The organism is Microbacterium sp. GQ128 (assembly GCF_059758615.1).
Genome location: NZ_JCAXDY010000002.1, coordinates 824,618 through 840,157, shown reverse-complemented (window position 1 = coordinate 840,157; position 15,540 = coordinate 824,618). Strand labels below are relative to the sequence as shown.

The 15,540-nt window shown below is 68.7% G+C and carries 15 protein-coding genes; 6 read left to right on the top strand and 9 right to left on the bottom strand.

Annotated elements, in window-relative coordinates; translation table 11 throughout:
* Nucleotides 1–93: 93 nt before the first annotated feature.
* The 4 genes from AC6CHX_RS10040 to AC6CHX_RS10025 form a co-directional block, all read right to left on the bottom strand.
* The gene (locus AC6CHX_RS10040; RefSeq protein ID WP_498272693.1) at nucleotides 94–1,095 is read right to left on the bottom strand and encodes an ABC transporter substrate-binding protein; all 1,002 of its coding nucleotides are present in this window, start codon (nucleotides 1,093–1,095) and stop codon (nucleotides 94–96) included.
* 158 nt (nucleotides 1,096–1,253) lie between these two features.
* Complete coding sequence (locus tag AC6CHX_RS10035; protein WP_205820392.1) at nucleotides 1,254–2,288, bottom strand: ABC transporter permease; 1,035 nt, start codon at nucleotides 2,286–2,288, stop codon at nucleotides 1,254–1,256.
* Nucleotides 2,288–3,790, bottom strand: a complete 1,503-nt coding sequence (locus AC6CHX_RS10030) for a sugar ABC transporter ATP-binding protein (RefSeq protein ID WP_498272692.1) — start codon at nucleotides 3,788–3,790, stop codon at nucleotides 2,288–2,290. The genes AC6CHX_RS10035 and AC6CHX_RS10030 overlap by 1 nt, the downstream gene beginning before the upstream one ends.
* 200 nt (nucleotides 3,791–3,990) lie before the next feature.
* Entirely contained in the window at nucleotides 3,991–4,860 is an 870-nt protein-coding gene (locus AC6CHX_RS10025) for a sugar phosphate isomerase/epimerase family protein (protein WP_498272691.1), read from the bottom strand.
* Nucleotides 4,861–5,054: 194 nt separating this feature from the next.
* On the opposite strand from AC6CHX_RS10025, the gene AC6CHX_RS10020 reads away from it, so the two are divergent.
* A complete protein-coding gene (locus AC6CHX_RS10020) occupies nucleotides 5,055–6,056 on the top strand; it encodes a LacI family DNA-binding transcriptional regulator (RefSeq protein WP_498272690.1) in 1,002 nt (333 codons plus the stop codon).
* 23 nt (nucleotides 6,057–6,079) lie between these two features.
* On the opposite strand, the gene AC6CHX_RS10015 is transcribed toward AC6CHX_RS10020, so the two are convergent.
* Genes AC6CHX_RS10015 through AC6CHX_RS10005 form a run of 3 tightly spaced genes read right to left on the bottom strand, consistent with a single transcriptional unit; the run spans nucleotide 6,080 to nucleotide 8,824 of the window.
* Complete coding sequence (locus AC6CHX_RS10015) at nucleotides 6,080–6,499, bottom strand: RbsD/FucU family protein (RefSeq protein WP_452326210.1); 420 nt, start codon at nucleotides 6,497–6,499, stop codon at nucleotides 6,080–6,082.
* A 44-nt stretch (nucleotides 6,500–6,543) separates the two neighbouring features.
* Nucleotides 6,544–7,542, bottom strand: a complete 999-nt coding sequence (locus AC6CHX_RS10010; protein ID WP_498272689.1) for an aldo/keto reductase — start codon at nucleotides 7,540–7,542, stop codon at nucleotides 6,544–6,546.
* Entirely contained in the window at nucleotides 7,529–8,824 is a 1,296-nt protein-coding gene (locus AC6CHX_RS10005) for an L-fuconate dehydratase (protein WP_498272688.1), read from the bottom strand. The genes AC6CHX_RS10010 and AC6CHX_RS10005 overlap by 14 nt, the downstream gene beginning before the upstream one ends.
* Before the next feature lie 124 nt (nucleotides 8,825–8,948).
* On the opposite strand from AC6CHX_RS10005, the gene AC6CHX_RS10000 reads away from it, so the two are divergent.
* The 3 genes from AC6CHX_RS10000 (at nucleotide 8,949) to AC6CHX_RS09990 (ending at nucleotide 11,932) form a co-directional block, all read left to right on the top strand.
* Nucleotides 8,949–9,809 carry a fumarylacetoacetate hydrolase family protein gene (locus tag AC6CHX_RS10000; RefSeq protein ID WP_498272687.1) on the top strand — a complete coding sequence of 287 codons (861 nt, stop codon included), beginning with the start codon at nucleotides 8,949–8,951 and terminating at the stop codon, nucleotides 9,807–9,809.
* Nucleotides 9,791–10,561, top strand: a complete 771-nt coding sequence (locus AC6CHX_RS09995) for an SDR family NAD(P)-dependent oxidoreductase (protein ID WP_498272686.1) — start codon at nucleotides 9,791–9,793, stop codon at nucleotides 10,559–10,561. Before AC6CHX_RS10000 ends, AC6CHX_RS09995 begins: the two co-directional genes overlap by 19 nt.
* Nucleotides 10,562–10,933: 372 nt before the next feature.
* Complete coding sequence (locus AC6CHX_RS09990) at nucleotides 10,934–11,932, top strand: putative endonuclease domain-containing protein (protein ID WP_498272685.1); 999 nt, start codon at nucleotides 10,934–10,936, stop codon at nucleotides 11,930–11,932.
* A 100-nt stretch (nucleotides 11,933–12,032) separates the two neighbouring features.
* Here AC6CHX_RS09990 and AC6CHX_RS09985 read toward each other — a convergent pair whose 3' ends face one another.
* Nucleotides 12,033–13,007 carry an amidohydrolase family protein gene (locus AC6CHX_RS09985; protein ID WP_498272684.1) on the bottom strand — a complete coding sequence of 325 codons (975 nt, stop codon included), beginning with the start codon at nucleotides 13,005–13,007 and terminating at the stop codon, nucleotides 12,033–12,035.
* Between the two features lie 46 nt (nucleotides 13,008–13,053).
* Here AC6CHX_RS09985 and AC6CHX_RS09980 point away from each other — a divergent pair, with 46 nt between their 5' ends.
* Complete coding sequence (locus AC6CHX_RS09980; RefSeq protein WP_136043272.1) at nucleotides 13,054–13,731, top strand: FadR/GntR family transcriptional regulator; 678 nt, start codon at nucleotides 13,054–13,056, stop codon at nucleotides 13,729–13,731.
* A gap of 58 nt (nucleotides 13,732–13,789) precedes the next feature.
* Here the strand turns inward: AC6CHX_RS09980 and AC6CHX_RS09975 are convergent, their stop codons facing one another.
* Nucleotides 13,790–14,452, bottom strand: a complete 663-nt coding sequence (locus tag AC6CHX_RS09975; RefSeq protein WP_498272683.1) for a transaldolase family protein — start codon at nucleotides 14,450–14,452, stop codon at nucleotides 13,790–13,792.
* Nucleotides 14,453–14,570: 118 nt separating this feature from the next.
* Between AC6CHX_RS09975 and AC6CHX_RS09970 the strand changes: the two genes are divergently transcribed.
* The gene (locus AC6CHX_RS09970) at nucleotides 14,571–15,533 is read left to right on the top strand and encodes a ribokinase (RefSeq protein ID WP_498272682.1); all 963 of its coding nucleotides are present in this window, start codon (nucleotides 14,571–14,573) and stop codon (nucleotides 15,531–15,533) included.
* Nucleotides 15,534–15,540: the final 7 nt, after the last annotated feature.

The following is a 15,540-nucleotide window of genomic DNA, read 5'->3' as shown; positions in this document are numbered from 1 at the left end:
CGGGAATCCTCCCGACATCCGTCCCCACACATCCACCCGGACGCGAAGAAGCCCCCCACCCGACGGTGAGGGGCTTCTTCGTTCAGCGGGGTGTCACTCGTAGAGCACCGCGGCGATCTTCTCGTCCTCGATGTTGCTCTTGTCGTACCAGTACGAACCGGTGTCGTAGAACTCCTCGACGTCGTCGCCGTTGGCCGCGTCGTACGCGGCCTGGACGACCTGCTCGCCGATGCCGATCGGGTCCTGCGTGATCGCGCCGGCCATGGTGCCGTCCTTGATGGCGTTGATCTGCGCGGCACCGGAGTCGAAGCCGACGATGGTGATCTTGCCCTTGTCCAGACCCAACTCGTTGACGGCGTTCACGACGCCGATCGCGGAGCCCTCGTTGGTGCCGTAGATGCCCTTGAGGTCGGGGTGGGCGGCGATGATCGTCTTGGCGATGTCGGCCGACTTCAGGTGGTCGCCGTCGCCGTACTGGATGTCGACGATCTCGATGTCGGGGTAGTCCGCCTCGATCTTCTCGACGAAGCCGTCACGACGCTCGACTCCGGTCGAGTTGATCTGCGAGTGGCCCACGATGGCGACCTCGCCCTCGCCGCCGATCAGGTCGGCCATGTGCTCGGCGGCCAGCGCACCGGCGACCTTGCTGTCGGTGGCTGCGAGGCTCAGGCCCACGTCGCCGTTGCAGGGTGCGTCGAAGTACACGACGGGGATGTCCTTCGACTTCGCCTGCTCGAGCGGAGCGACGCACGCCTCGGGGTCGAGTGCGGCGTAGGCGATGGCATCCGGGTTCTTGTCGATCGCGGCGGTCAGCATCTCGAGCTGCTGTGCGATCTCGGTCTCGGCGGCGGGGCCGTCGAAGGTGATCTTCACCCCGAGCTCCTCGGCCTTCTGCTCGGCGCCCTTCTTGACGGCCTGCCAGAACTGGTGCTGGAAGCCCTTCGAGACGAGGGCGATGTACATCTCGCCGTCGCCGCTGCCGGTGTCGCCGCCGGAGCCCTCCTCGATCACGTCACCGCCGCCGGCACAGCCGGCGAACACCAGCGCGGATGCGGCCACGAGGGCCGCGAATGCGGTCTTCTTCCCGAATTTCATGAGAACTCCATTGTTTGAATACGAGTCGGATGGTTCTGTGTGGTGTCGGCCAGGGCCGACGTGATGGGACATTCCTGGTGCCTGTGCGGATCGCTCCGCGGTTCCGGACGGGTCCGGGTGGGACGGCAGCGGGCACGGGTTTCGCCGCCGCCCTGGTCTCAGGTGCGCTGCCGGTTGCGCAGCGAATCGAGGAAGACGGCGAGCAGGACGACGACGCCGACGACGATGTTCTGCCACTCGGGCTGGATCGACATGATCCGCAGGCCGTTGACGAGGACGCTCATGATCAGTGCGCCGATCACGGTGCCGAGGATCGAACCGCGTCCACCGAGCAGCGATGTGCCGCCGATGATCACGGCCGCGATGGCCTGCAGTTCGTACCCGGTGCCGATCTGCGGCTGGGCGGAGTCGAGGCGGGCCGCGATGACGATGCCCGCGATGCCGGTGAAGGCTCCGGCGAACATGTAGATGAGGATCGTCCAGCGGCGGGTGTTCACGCCGGAGAGGCGGGTGGCCTCCTCGTTCGAGCCGATCGCGAAGGTGTAGCGGCCGAGGAGGGTCTTCGACAGCACGAGCCAGGCGACGATCGCGAGGGCGGCGGTGATGAGCACGGCGTTCGGGATGCCGGGGATGATCACGCCGAGGGCGATCTTCTTGAAGTCGGGAGCCGAAGTTGAGAAGTAGATCGGCGCGACGTTCGAGATCACGAGGGCGAGGCCGCCGGCGATCATCATCATGGCCAGCGTCGCGATGAACGGAGGCAGCCGCAGGAACGTGATGTTGACGCCGTTGATCAGCCCCATCAACACGCCGGTCGCGATACCGCCGATCACCCCGAGCCAGACCGGGAGGCCGAGGTTGGTGACGATGACACCGGTCATCACGGCGCACAGCGCCATGCCCGTCCCGATCGACAGGTCGATCCCGCCGGTGATGATGACGAACGTGGTGCCGAGGGCGAGGATGCCGATGACGGCGGTCGACAGCAGCACGGTAGCGATGTTGCTGAAGGTGAAGAAGTTCGGGCTGGCGATCGAGAAGAAGATGACCAGCACGATGAGTGTGCCGAACGCGAGCGACTGCTGGAACTGCCGCTTCAGGAATGCTCCGACATCCCTCTTGTCCGTGTTCTCGTTCACGGCGGTCTGGATGATCGTCGTCGTCGACGATCCGGGCTGCTGCGGGGTGCTCATCAGTCTTCCTCCCCATGGGCTGCGAGTTGCATGATCTTCTCCTGGCTGGCTTCCTCGTTGCGGAGCGTCCCGGTGATGCGACCGTTCGCGAACACGGCGATGCGGTTCGCGACCCGGAGGATCTCGGGGAGCTCGGACGAGATGACGATGATGGACTTGCCCGCGTCGGCGAGCTGCTGCATGAGGCGGTAGATCTCCTCCTTCGCACCGACGTCGATCCCTCGGGTCGGCTCGTCGAAGATGAGGATGTCGCAGTCGCGCATCAGCCACCGGGCGATGACGACCTTCTGCTGGTTGCCTCCGGAGAGGAGCTTGACGACCTGGTTCACCGACGGCGTCTTGATGCGCAGCTGCTGCACGTAGTCCTTGGTGCGGTTCTTGGCCTTGCTGTCGCCCATCCAGCCGATGCCGTTGGCATAGGAGCCGAGCGAGGCGAGCACGGTGTTGAACGTCACGTCCTGCTCGAGCATGAGACCGAGCAGCTTGCGGTCCTCCGAGAGGTAGCCGACGCCGTGATGCACCGCATCCGCCGGCTGGGCGATCCGCACCGTGCGACCGTCGATGGAGATCGTGCCGCTGTCGCGGTGGTCGGCCCCGATCACGGCCCTGGCGGTCTCCGTGCGCCCCGCGCCCATGAGCCCGGCGAAGCCGAGGATCTCGCCCTTGTGGAGCTGGAACGAGACGTCCTTGAGGAGGGTCTTGGTCGACAACCCCTGCACCTCGAGGACCACCGGGTCGTTCGCGTGCTCGCGGGCCTGGGGGCGGGTTCCCTCGTCGATCACCCGTCCGACCATCATCTCGATGATCGTCGGGATGGTGATCTCGGCCCTGTCGAGTGATCCGATGTATGTGCCGTCGCGCAGGACGGTCACGCGGTCCGCCAGACGGCGCAGCTCGTCCATGCGGTGCGAGATGTAGACGATCCCGGTGCCCCGCGCCTTGAGCTGCTCGATCAGCACGAAGAGCGTCTCGACCTCGGTGTCGGTGAGGGCCGAGGTGGGCTCATCCATGATCAGGACCTTGGCGTTGAAGGACAGCGCCTTGGCGATCTCGACCATCTGCTGCTCGGCCACCGTGAGCTCGCCGACGAGCTGCCGGGGATTCAGGTGGATGTCGAGGCGCTGCAGCAGCTCGGCGGTCTGCGCGTTCAGCTTGCGCTCCGACAGGAACGGCCCCGTGGTGGGCTCTCGGCCCACGTAGATGTTCTGCGCCACGGTCAGATCGGGCATCAGGTTGAGCTCCTGATGGATGATCGTGATGCCGAGCTCCTGCGCCTGGAGCGGGCCCGTGAGCTCGACTTCCCGGCCCTCGAACGTGATCGTGCCCTCGTCCTTGGTGTAGATCCCCGAGAGGATCTTCATCAGGGTCGACTTTCCCGCGCCGTTCTCGCCCACGAGCACGAGCACCTCGCCGGCGTGCACCTCGAGGTGCACGTCCTTCAGCGCCTGCACGCCGGGGAATCCTTTGCTGATCCCCTCGACCCGGAGGATGGGTCCACTCATGCGCTCACCTGCTTCCTTGAAGGTCATGCTTCGACGTCGACGGATCATTCCGTCGCAAACATCGGATCAATTCTGCTTCCTACGCTACGGGCAGCGCAAGTTGTATCTGAATGTATCTAAAGACGGCCAGATGCGGAAGACCTGTAATGACATCTTGATCTTCCGGCCTGTCTCTTCGCTGTTCCGGCCCGGAGTCCCGCTCAGTGGAGCCGGATCGAATCGACGGCCACGAGCTTGTCGCGGATGTACGCGTTGGCATGGGCGCCGAGTTCGACGTTGTCGGTCCAGAGGTTCCGCCAGATGCCGAGCATGCGGCTGAGATCGGGGGCCACGACCGCCGACGAGAACGATTCGAAGACGATCGGGCCGTCGTAGCCGATACGACCGAGCGCCTTGAAGAAGGTGTCGAAGTCGACGGTCCCGGTACCGAGATAGCCCCGGTGGCTCTCGCCGATGTGCACGTAGCGCAGGGCGGGGGCGGCGTCGAGCACCGGCGCGAACATATCCGACTCCTCGATGTTCATGTGGTACGTGTCGAGATGGATTCCGAGGTTCGGGCGATCGACCTCGGCGACGTACGCCAGAGCCTGTCGTGCCGTGTTCAGCACGTTCGTCTCGTAGCGATTCACGACCTCGAGCGAGACCGAGACGCCGCGCCCGGCGGCGTGGTCGGCGACCCGCGCGATCGCGGCCCGGCTGCTCGCGAGACCCTCGGCCGTCGCCGGCTCCATGTACTTCTTCATGGCGCTGTAGATCACGCCGCAGAAGTGCTGACCGCCGAGATCCGCGAGCACGTCGACCGCCTTGATGAGCAGTGCTTCGCCGGCCGCGACGACCGCGGGGTCGGCGCTTGTGACATCCGTCGTCTCGGAGAGCCCGAGTGATGCACTGACGGCGAGGTCATACTCCTCCAGCGCATCCTTCGCGACGGAGACGTCGAACGAGAACGGGTCCATCAGCGGGAACTCGATGAGATCGAAGCCCGCCTCCTCGGTCTTCCGCACCGCCAGTCGGATGCCCTCGGCATCGAAGTTCCCCGTCCAGACGAGTCCGTGGCAGCCGATGTTCATGAGGCCTCTCCCAGCGGGTGTGCGGCACCGTCGCCGTCCAGACTTGGCACGTGCCAACTCTGGTGTGCGAGTCACGCTACGTCGGGCGGGAGAACCCTGTCAAGAACTTTCTTGGCACGTTGCAACTCCTCCGATATCCTGAGGCCGCCGACCGGGCGGGATGCCCGACCGATGCGGACCGACGAAGGAGAGCCATGCCCGCGAGCGTCAAGGACGTCGCCGCCCTCGCCGGGGTCTCCTCCTCCACCGTCTCGAACTACCTCAACCACCCGCACGTGCTCGGAGCGGCGAGCCGGGAGCGGGTGCGGGCGGCGATCGAGCAGCTCGGCTTCGTGCCGAACGAGTCCGCTCGGCAGCTGCGTGCGGGTGCGAGCAAGGCTCTCGCGCTCATCCTGCTCGACGCCTGGCTGCCGTATTTCCACGACCTCTCCCGCGGGGTCGAGGACGTGGCGCGCGAGGGCGGCTGGTCGCTGTTCTTCAGCAACAGCAACCGCGACGAAGCGCAGGAGCGGCGCAACCTCGACATGTTCGAGGCGCACCGGGTGCAGGGCATCGTCATCTACCCGCTCGGCGACGTGGTGCCGCGTCTGGAAGCGCTCGCCGATCGCGGCATCCGCTCCGTCGTGGTCGGCCCGATCCCCGATTCGTCGAAGGTCGCGTCGGTGCTGTTCGACGATCGCGCGGGCGGGCGACTCGCGGGCGAGCACCTCGTGGAGCTCGGCCGGAGGCGCATCTTGTTCCTCGGCAGTCCGGCGGTGAGCCAATCGAACGACCGCCTCGCCGGGCTTCGCGAGGCGGCGGCAGGCACCGGCGCGACCGTGTCGACCCTCGACGTGCCGCACCTGGCGACCGAAGACGGCCTGCAGGCCGGGGCGCAGATCATCGCGCTGCCCGCCGCCGAGCGGCCCGATGCCGTGTTCGCCGCGAACGACATGGTCGCGCTCGGCGTGCTGACCCAGCTCCTGCGCCACGGCATCCGGGTGCCGGAAGAGATCGCGCTCGTGGGGTTCGACGATGTCGCCCAGGCGCACCAGGGCGTCGTGCCTCTCACGAGCGTGCGGCAGCCCGGCTACGAGATCGGCCGCGCCGCCGGGGCCGCCCTCCTGCAGCAGCTCGCCGATCCCTCGGCTCCCCCACCCGCGACGACGCCGTTCCCCGCCGAGCTCATCGTGCGGGAGTCGACCATAGGTCGCTGAGGCGGGCCGTCCTCCCTCACGCCTCACGCGGAGGTGTGCCCGACGACCCCCTTGCGCAGCAGCGCGTTGCCGTACTTGCGGGTCTCGCCCGTGCGCACCAGCAGGTACGCGGCCTTCGCGACCTCGTAGTACGCGAACCGATCGACGAAGGCCGTCGTGTCCACGGCTGTGCCCGCCGCCGCCATGAGTTCGTGCTGCACATCGAGCACCTCGCCGTCCGCTGAGGTCATCAGATCGATGCCGGGCGCGTCGTCGAGGGGCAGCACGGTGCGGATGGCCGCGACGACCTCGGGCGTCGTCGTGCCGGGGAGGTCGATCACCCGTGCACCCAGGCCCCATGCGGGGAAGTGCGCATCGGCGACGACCACGGCGTCGGAGTGCCCCATGCGGTCGAGGTGCAGCAGCAGCTCCCCGGTCAGCAGGGGATGGATTCCTTCGAGCATGAGTGCTCCTTTCGTCGAGCCGACGGGGGTCTGCGGCGGGCGATTCAGGCGGCGGGCGGGTCAGCGGGGATGAGCCCCTCCGCTGCCAGGTTCTCCCACAGCGCCGTCGGGATCTCGAGCGCGGCGTACTCCGCATTCTGCCGCAGCTGCGCGGGGCGACTGCCACCCACCACGACCGAGCGCACGACGTCGGACTGCAGCGGGAACTGGATCGCCGCCGCGGGCAGCGGCACGTCGTGGTCGGCGCACACGACGGCGATGCGCACGAGCCGGTCCCAGAGCTCGTCCGGAAGCTGCCCGTACTCATAGCGCCCGTCGCGACGCGGCTCGCTCGATGCGAGCAGCCCGGAATTGAAGACGGATGCCGCGACGATCCCGGTTCCGGTCGCCCGGCAGGCGGGCAGCACGTCGACCGCGGCCGGCTGCTCGAGCAGCGTGTAGCGGCCGGCCACCATGATCAGATCGAGGTCCGCCGAACGCACGGCGGCCGAGAGCGCGTCCGACACCATCGAACCGATGCCGATCGCGCTCACCTCACCGTCGGCGCGCAGCCGTTCCATCGCCGGAAGTGCTTCGGCGAGCGCGAGGTCGAGGTCGTGCCGCTCGGGGTCGTGCAGGTAGAGCAGGTCGATGCGCTCGATGCCCAGGCGTTCGCGGGACTCCTCGATGCTGGCGCGGATGCCCGCGTCCGAGAAGTCCCACACGCGCTGCAGGTCGTCCGGCACGTGGAAGTCGTTCGCGGTGTCGAGGCCGCCGGTGCGGACCGGGTTCGGCCGCAGCAGACGTCCGGCCTTGGTCGAGAGCACGTAGTCCTCCCGCGGCTTGGTCTGCAGGAACGCCCCGAGCCGACGCTCCGAGAGCCCGAGACCGTAGTGCGGCGCCGTGTCGTAGAAACGGATGCCGCTCTCCCACGCTGCATCCAGCACGGCCCACGCCTCGTCGTCGGTCAGCGGGCGGAACAGGTTGCCCACGTTCGCGGCGCCGTAGCCCAGCGGGGGCACCGACAGACGCTCGGGCACTCCGTTCAGATCAGGCGCCGACATGGGCACCCTTCCAGGTGTAGGTCGCGATGCTGGCCGCCTTCATCTCCATGCCGCTTCCCGGCGCGGTCGGCGCCATGTACGAGCCGCCCTGGATGTCGGTGGGCACGACGAAGTGCTCGTGCAGGTGGTCGACGAACTCGATCATGCGGCCCTCGCGGGTGCCGGTCACCGCGACGAAGTCGAACATCGACAGGTGCTGCACCGCCTCGCACAGACCCACCCCACCTGCGTGCGGGCAGACCGGCACGCCGAACTTGGCGGCGAGGAGCAGGTTCGCGATGTTCTCGTTGACGCCGGCCACGCGCACGGCGTCGATCTGCATGACGGAGATCGCCTCGGCCTGCAGCAGCTGCTTGAAGATCACCCGGTTCTGCGCGTGCTCACCGGTGGCGACGCGGATCGGCGCCACACCGCGGGCGATCTCGGCGTGACCGAGCACGTCGTCGGGGCTGGTGGGCTCCTCGATCCAGGCGGGGTGGAACTCGGCGAGCGCGTTCACCCACTCGATCGCCTCCGACACCTCCCACCGCTGGTTGGCGTCGATCGCGATCGGGAAGTCCGGCCCGCACACCTCCCGCGCCTTGCGGAAGCGTCGGATGTCGTCATCGAGGTCGGCGCCGACCTTGAGCTTGATCTGCGTGAAGCCGTCGGCCATGGCCTCACGGGCGAGGCGCTCGAGCTTCTCGTCGGAGTATCCGAGCCACCCCGGGCTGGTCGTGTAGCCCGGGTATCCGGTGTCGAGCAGCTGCCGCTCGCGCTCGGCGCGACCGGGCTCGGCGGCACGCAGGATCGCGAGGGCATCCTCCCGTGTGAGGGCATTCGTCAGGTAGCGGAAGTCGACGAGGTCGACGAGCTCCTCCGGCGTCATGCGCGCGAGCAGCTGCCAGAGCGGGAGCCCGGCGCGCTTGGCCTTGATGTCCCACAGCGCGTTGATGACCGCGCCGATGGCCATGTGCATGACCCCCTTCTCGGGTCCCAGCCAGCGCAGCTGCGAGTCGCCGATGATGTCGCGGAACGTGCCACCCATGTCGTCGAGCAAGGGCTCGACCTCCCGCCCCACGAGGTGCCCCGCGAGCGCATCGATGGCTGCGACCTGCACGTCGTTGCCGCGACCGATCGTGAAGACGAACGCATGCCCCTCGATGTCGTCGTCGGCGTCGGTGCGCACGATGACGTACGCGGCCGAGTAGTCGGGGTCGGGGTTCATCGCATCCGACCCGTCCAGGCTCAGGGACGTGGGGAAGCGGATGTCGGTGGTGTCGAGGGCGACGATACGGCTCACGGGATTCCTCTCCATGCACGGCTGATCTCTTCCGCGCGGATCCCTTGGAGTGTAAACATCGGATGTCTATACTGTCAACGAGACCGGCCGCCTCATCGCGGCCTCCCGATCGATCAGGAGAAACATGAAGTTCGCGCGGCTCGGCACCCCCGGGAATGAGATCCCCGTCCTCGTGGAGGGCGACCGATACCTCGACCTCCGCTCCGTGACATCCGATGTGAACGGCGACTTCCTCGCGGGCGACTTCGCCTCCCGCGTGACGGCCGCCCGGGATGCCGGAGAGCTGCCCGAACTCGCGGATGCCGCCTCGATGCGCATCGGCGCCCCGATCGCCCGCCCGAGCGCGGTGATCTGCATCGGCATGAACTACGCGGCGCACGCGGCCGAGTCGGGTTCGGAGCCGCCCACCATCCCGATCCTGTTCCTGAAGACGCCGAACACGGTCGTGGGGCCGGACGACGCGGTGACCATCCCGCGCGGCAGCGAGAAGACCGACTGGGAGGTCGAGCTCGGCATCGTGATCGGCGCCCGCGCCGCCTACCTCGACTCCCCCGAGGAGTCGCTCGCCCACGTGGCCGGGTTCGTCGCCGCGAACGACGTCTCCGAGCGGGCGTTCCAGATCGAGGTGTCGGGCGGGCAGTGGTCCAAGGGCAAGATCGCGCCCGGGTTCAACCCGACCGGCCCCTGGCTGGTCACCCCCGACGAAGTCGATCACCACGCGCTCGGCCTTCGCAGTTTCGTGAACGGCGAGCCGCGCCAGGACTCGAGCACGAGCGACATGATCTTCACGGTCGAGCACATCGTGCACCACCTGTCGCAGTACGTGACCCTCGAGCCGGGCGACCTGATCCTGACCGGCACTCCGCAGGGCGTCGCCCTCTCGGGCAAGTACCCCTACCTCGCGCCCGGCGACGTGGTCGAGATCGAGATCGACGGCCTCGGTCGTCAACGGCAGCAGTTCGTGGCATGGGAGGCCCGGAAGTGAGCGCGGATGGACTGAACGGGCTGGTGGCGATCGTCACCGGCGGAGCATCCGGAATCGGCGCGGCCATCGCCCAGCGTCTGGACGCCGACGGGGCCACCGTCGCGGTCCTCGACCGGGACACCGCCACGGCCGACCCCGCATTCGCGGCCTTCACGGCCGACGTCTCCGACCGCGCGAGCGTCGATGCGGCGGTGACCGCCGTGGCCGAGAAGTTCGGGCGCATCGACATCGTCGTCAACAACGCCGGCATCGGCGCGCAGGGCGACATCGCCGCGAACGACGACGACGAATGGGCCCGCGTGCTCTCGGTCAACGTCACCGGCATCGCCCGCGTGACCTCTGCGGCGCTGCCCTGGCTGCGGAAGTCTCCGTCGGCGGCGGTGTGCAACACGGCATCCATCGCCTCGACCACCGGGCTGCCGCAGCGCGCTCTCTACAGCGCGTCGAAGGGAGCCGTCGCAGCGCTGACACGTGCGATGGCCGCCGACCACCTCCGCGAGGGCATCCGCGTGAACGCGGTCAACCCCGGCACGGCCGACACCCCGTGGGTGGGACGCCTGCTCGACTCGGCAGCCGACCCCGCCGCCGAGCGTGCAGCCCTCGAAGCCCGCCAGCCGCACGGGCGCCTGGTCAGCCCCGACGAGGTCGCCGCCGCGGTCGCCTATCTGGTCAGCCCCGCTGCGGGCTCGGCCACCGGCACCTTCATCGAGGTCGACGGCGGCATGGCTCAGCTGCGCCTGCGCGCGGAGTAGCTCCTACTTCCGCCTTCCTCCGCGCCTTCCGCCTTCCGCCTTCCGCCTTCCGCCTTCCGCCTTCCGCCTTCCGCCTTCCGCCATCCGCCTTCCGCCATCCGCCATCCGCCGTCCGCCATCCGCCATCCGCCTTCCGCCTTCCGCCTTCCGCCATCCGCCTTCCGCCTTCCGGTCGCAGTTGACGCCGGTCAGCCCGACTCACGCACGTTCCGGTCGCAGTTGACGCCGCGTCCATCGCGCGAGGACGGCAACAACTGCGACCGGAAGCGCAGAGACCGACGCCGGTCGGCAGCAACTGCGACCGGAAGCACGGCACCGCGCCAGCTGTGGAAAGCCGCCGCAGCGTCCGAGCAACCCTGCGATCGTGGCGCGATGACTTCGTCTCGCCCCCTTCCTGCGCATCTCGGCGCGTCGTTCTCCGTGCAACAGGCTCTGGATGCCGGGATCAACAAGGGCCGCCTGCGCAGACGCGACCTCGAGATCCCGTTCCGTGGAGTTCGGCGACAGGTGAGCACCTCCGCCGATCGCGACGATCTCGATCCGTTCGAGCGACAACAGGTCGAGAGACGCATCCGCGCGCACGAGTATGGCCCTCGGCTGCGCTCGGGTCAGTTCCTCAGTCACGAGAGCGCCGTCGCGATCTGGGGCGGTCCCCTCCCTCTGGTGCTCGCTGACGGACGGCCCGCCGACGGGCGCACACTCCCTGTACACGTCACCACCCTCGGTTCGGGTCCTCTCGTCCGCGCGGAAGGAGTACGAGCTCATCGACTTCGCGCGCCTGTCGCCCGCATCCTCCGCCCATCCGGATTGACGGTCGCCAGCCCGGAACTGACGTTCGCCGGTCTCGGAACGTGGAGTCTGCTCGACCTCGTCGCCCTCGGTGACTACTTCTGTCGTGTCTGGCGAGTCGGATACGGCCGACCGCATGCGGGCAAGGCCTCCTACTCGACCGTCGAAGGACTGCGCACCGCAGTCGAACTCGGACGTCGTGTCGGCGCCAGCCGCCTTCGACAGGCGATCGAACTCATCCGCGAGGACTCCTGGTCTGCACGCGAGTCCGCGGTGCGGTGTCACATCGTCTGGGCAGGCCTGCCCGAACCGGAGCTCAACGTCGATGTCTATGACGACCACGGCCGGTTCCTCGCCTGCGTGGATCTCGCGTATCCGACCTGGAAGGTCGCGATCGAGTATCAGGGGCTCCGGCACGCCCAGCGCTACGCCGCAGATGTCGAGCGGATAGCCGCCCTTCGGGCCGCGGGCTGGACGGTGATCGAGGTCACCAGCGCCCTCTTCGCGCGCCCTGAGGAGCTGATCCTGCGAATCCGACGTGCTCTCGTCAGGTCGCCCGGCACCAGTTCCGGTCGCAGTTGACGCCGCTTCGATCGCGCGAGCGCGGCAGCAACTGCGACCGGAACGCCGAGGCCGACTCCGCGCGGCAGCAACTGCGACCGGAACGCCGAGCAGACGACCCTCAGCCGCGATGGCCGCGGAGCCAGCCCCGGATGCCTGAGCGCGGAGCCTCGTCCGACGGGATATGCCGCGGCTGAGCGGTGCGATAGAACTGCTCGGCATTCCCCCACAGGAGCGCATCGAGGTCATGCCCTCGCGCATCCGCCCAGGCGATCACGGTGTCGGCCCAGCGCGTGCGAGCCGTGGGCTGATAGGTCGGCGAGCCGTCGGCCGGCGCGTGCGGGTCGCCGGTCTCGGCCGGTCCGATGACCGAGACCGGCCAATCGCTCCCCCACATCAACCTCTCGATCCCGAACGCATCGGCCGCCACGTCGAGGAACGGGATGAGCTGCGCCGCGCTCCAGTCACCGCCGGCCTCACCGGGCAGCCCCGAGAGCTTGCAGAACGCGTTCGGGTGGCGCGACAGCTCGGTCAGGTCGCGCACCCATTCCGGAGTCGGAGCGAGCGGGGCAGCAGCCGTGCCCACTCTGGGCTTGCCGAGATGGTCGAGCACGATCCGCAGCTCCGGGATCGCACCGGCGAAGCGGGTGATGTCCGGGAGCTGGTCGGCGCGCACGCACGCGTCGAAGGTCAGGTCGCGCGCGGCGACCTCGCGCGCGCCGGTCACGAACGCCGCCGACACCGCCAGTCCGTCCGGCTCTCCCTGCAGGTTGTGCCGGACACCCACGACGAGGGGCTCGGCCATGAGCCCCTCCAGGTGTGCGACCGTGTCGGTGCCGCGGTCGAGACGGATGCCGGCGACGATCCCGACGACGCCCAGCGCCGAGGCCCGGCCGGCGACCCACTGCACTTCGTCGAGGAAGTCCTCTGCCACGGTCTCGGCCTGCACGAACACCGACTTCTCCGACTGCGCCCCGGGTAGACGGGCGTGCTCGAGCTCGAGGTCGGCGAACCGGTACGCCATCGGCCCCTCGAGCCAGGTGTAGGTCAGAGCCTCCGGATCCCAGAGGTGCAGGTGTGAATCGAGAACGCGCATGGCTCCATCCTGCCGGAGACATCCGATCAATCGCTAGGATGACGCCATGGCAGTCACCGACGAGGCGATCGAGAAGATCAAGGCGATGATCGTCGCGGGCGAGCTCGCCCCCGGTGATCGACTTCCCCCCGAGAAGGAGCTGTCCGAGCGACTCGGCCTCTCCCGCAGCTCGATGCGCGAGGCGGTCAAGGCGCTGGAGGTCATCCGGGTCCTCGACGTGCGACGCGGCGACGGCACCTACGTGACGAGCCTCGAACCGCATCTGCTGCTGGAGGCGATCTCGTTCGTCGTCGACATGCACGACGACGACTCCATGCTCGAGATCTTCGCGGTGCGTCGGATGCTGGAGTCGCAGGCGACAGGGCTCGCGGCCACCCTCGGCACCGACGAACAGATCGCCGAATTGCAGGACGAGGTCGATTCCGTCGATGCGGCGGTCACGATCGAGTCTCTGGTCGACCACGACATCCGCTTCCACCGCGAGATCGTCGCGATGTCCGGCAATGCGTACCTCGCGAGCCTGATCGAGCACCTCAGCAGTCAGACCGTGCGCGCTCGCGTGTGGCGCGGCCTCACCGAGGGTGGCGCGGTCGAGCGCACCCTGTCGGAGCACCGGGCCATCGCCGACGCGATCGCCCAGCACGACTCCGCCCTCGCGATCTCCCTCGCCACCGCTCACATCGCGGGCGTGGAGCGCTGGTTGCGCCAGGCGGCGGCGAGCTGACCCCGACCACCCGGGTTCAACAGACCGGGTCCAACAGACCGGGTTCAGCAGACCGGGTTCACGCGCCCAGGCGCACCATCGCGGCATCGAACTCCGCCGCTGAACTGTCGCTCACCTCGTGGAAGAGCACCCGGTCGAGCACGTCGGGCGCGGCGGTGAAGTAGGGCACTCCCGCCAGTCGCAGGGCGGTGATGTCATCCGGCGAGCGCAGGGATGCCGCGAGCACGTTCGAGTCGCTCCCCGCGCACACCGCCTGCATCCGGGCGATCGTCGCGTCGCCGTCGAGTCCTGCGTCCCGCATCCGTCCGAGATACGGGGCGATGTATTGCGCACCGATCGAGGCGCACGCCAGCGCCTGCGCGACCGAGTACACGGCCGTGACGAGCACCGTGGCGCCGTCGCGCACCAGAGCGGACGCCGCGGCGAAGCCCGCGGCCGTGGCCGGAACCTTCACAGCCACCCGGTCGCCCAGCGCACGGATACCCTCGGCGTTGCGGAGAAACGAAGCGGTGTCGCCGCCCCAGGTCTGGAAGAAGATCTCACGCGCTCCCTCCGACTCCCACCGGGCGTAGAGCTCGGGGATCTCGGCGGCGGTGCGGCCTCCCCGTTCGAGGATGGTCGGGTTCGTGGTGACGCCGTGCACCACACCCGCAGCGAGCAGCGGGGAGACGCGGTCGACATCGGCGCTGTCGACGTACAGGCGTGGCGCGATCGGGTTCATCGGGGTCTCCTCGCGGGCAACCTGTCGTTACAGGTGCGGATTCGGCTAATGTAATGACAGCCACCGCGGTCTGTCAAAGCGTCGGCTACGCCTGCCGTCGAGGAAGATCAGGAGCGAGATGACCCCCGCACACCCCGAGGACCGCACCGGCGTCGTCATCGTCGGCAGCGTCACCGCCGATGTGACCACTTTCTCCCGACGCCTGCCCGCCAGGGGCGAGACGATCCTGGGCGACGAGTTCACCCTCATGCTCGGCGGCAAGGGCGCGAACCAGGCCGTCGCGGCCGGACGCTCCGGTGCACGCACGAGCTTCGTCGGCTGCGTGGGAGACGACCTGTTCCACGACCTCGTCGTCGACGGGCTGACTGCGGCCGGCGTCGACCTCGCACACCTGCGGACGGTCCCCGGCCCCACCGGCATCGCGCACATCCGCGTCGACTCCTCGGCACAGAACGACATCGTCATGGTGCCGCTCGCCAACGCCGCGCTGAGCACGGGGCAGATCGATGAGGCGCTCGCCGCCCTCGCCCCCACCACCTCGGTGCTGCTGACCCAGCTCGAGACCCCCTCGGCGCTCACCGCCCACATCACCGCGCGCGGACGCGAGCACGGCATGACGGTCATCCTCGACCCCGCACCGGCCGCAGAGTTGGACGCCGAGATCTGGCAGAGCATCGACATCGTCACCCCCAACGAGACCGAGGCGACCCTGATCAGCGGGGTCGAGGTGACGGACGCCGCCTCGGCCGAGCGCGCCGGACGGTGGTTCCTCGCCCAGGGTGTCGGCGCGGCCGTGATCACCCTCGCAGGTCAAGGGTCCTGCGTCGTCACCGCGGACGGCGCCACCGTGATCCCGCCGTTCCCCGTGGATGCCGTCGACACGACCGCGGCCGGCGACGCATACGCCGGGTACCTCGGCGCGGCGCTCGCGAACGGCAGCACACTGGCGGACGCCGTCCGCCTGGCGACCGCAGCGGGCGCACTCACCGTCACGAAACGGGGAGCGTCGCCGAGCCTTCCGCACCGCGCCGAGGTGGACGCGTTCCTGACGGCGCGCACGCCCGCCCCCGTCGCGAGCTGAATCGGCG

Coding starts and splice junctions, on each gene's coding strand:
- AC6CHX_RS09990 (WP_498272685.1), top strand. CDS start 10,934: ATGACTTCGTCTCGCCCCCTTCCTGCGCATCTCGGCGCGTCGTTCTCC.
- AC6CHX_RS10025 (WP_498272691.1), bottom strand. CDS start 4,860: ATGAACATCGGCTGCCACGGACTCGTCTGGACGGGGAACTTCGATGCC.
- AC6CHX_RS10035 (WP_205820392.1), bottom strand. CDS start 2,288: ATGAGCACCCCGCAGCAGCCCGGATCGTCGACGACGACGATCATCCAG.
- AC6CHX_RS10040 (WP_498272693.1), bottom strand. CDS start 1,095: ATGAAATTCGGGAAGAAGACCGCATTCGCGGCCCTCGTGGCCGCATCC.
- AC6CHX_RS10020 (WP_498272690.1), top strand. CDS start 5,055: ATGCCCGCGAGCGTCAAGGACGTCGCCGCCCTCGCCGGGGTCTCCTCC.
- AC6CHX_RS10015 (WP_452326210.1), bottom strand. CDS start 6,499: ATGCTCGAAGGAATCCATCCCCTGCTGACCGGGGAGCTGCTGCTGCAC.
- AC6CHX_RS10030 (WP_498272692.1), bottom strand. CDS start 3,790: ATGAGTGGACCCATCCTCCGGGTCGAGGGGATCAGCAAAGGATTCCCC.
- AC6CHX_RS09995 (WP_498272686.1), top strand. CDS start 9,791: ATGGGAGGCCCGGAAGTGAGCGCGGATGGACTGAACGGGCTGGTGGCG.
- AC6CHX_RS10000 (WP_498272687.1), top strand. CDS start 8,949: ATGAAGTTCGCGCGGCTCGGCACCCCCGGGAATGAGATCCCCGTCCTC.
- AC6CHX_RS09985 (WP_498272684.1), bottom strand. CDS start 13,007: ATGCGCGTTCTCGATTCACACCTGCACCTCTGGGATCCGGAGGCTCTG.
- AC6CHX_RS10010 (WP_498272689.1), bottom strand. CDS start 7,542: ATGTCGGCGCCTGATCTGAACGGAGTGCCCGAGCGTCTGTCGGTGCCC.
- AC6CHX_RS09980 (WP_136043272.1), top strand. CDS start 13,054: ATGGCAGTCACCGACGAGGCGATCGAGAAGATCAAGGCGATGATCGTC.
- AC6CHX_RS09970 (WP_498272682.1), top strand. CDS start 14,571: ATGACCCCCGCACACCCCGAGGACCGCACCGGCGTCGTCATCGTCGGC.
- AC6CHX_RS09975 (WP_498272683.1), bottom strand. CDS start 14,452: ATGAACCCGATCGCGCCACGCCTGTACGTCGACAGCGCCGATGTCGAC.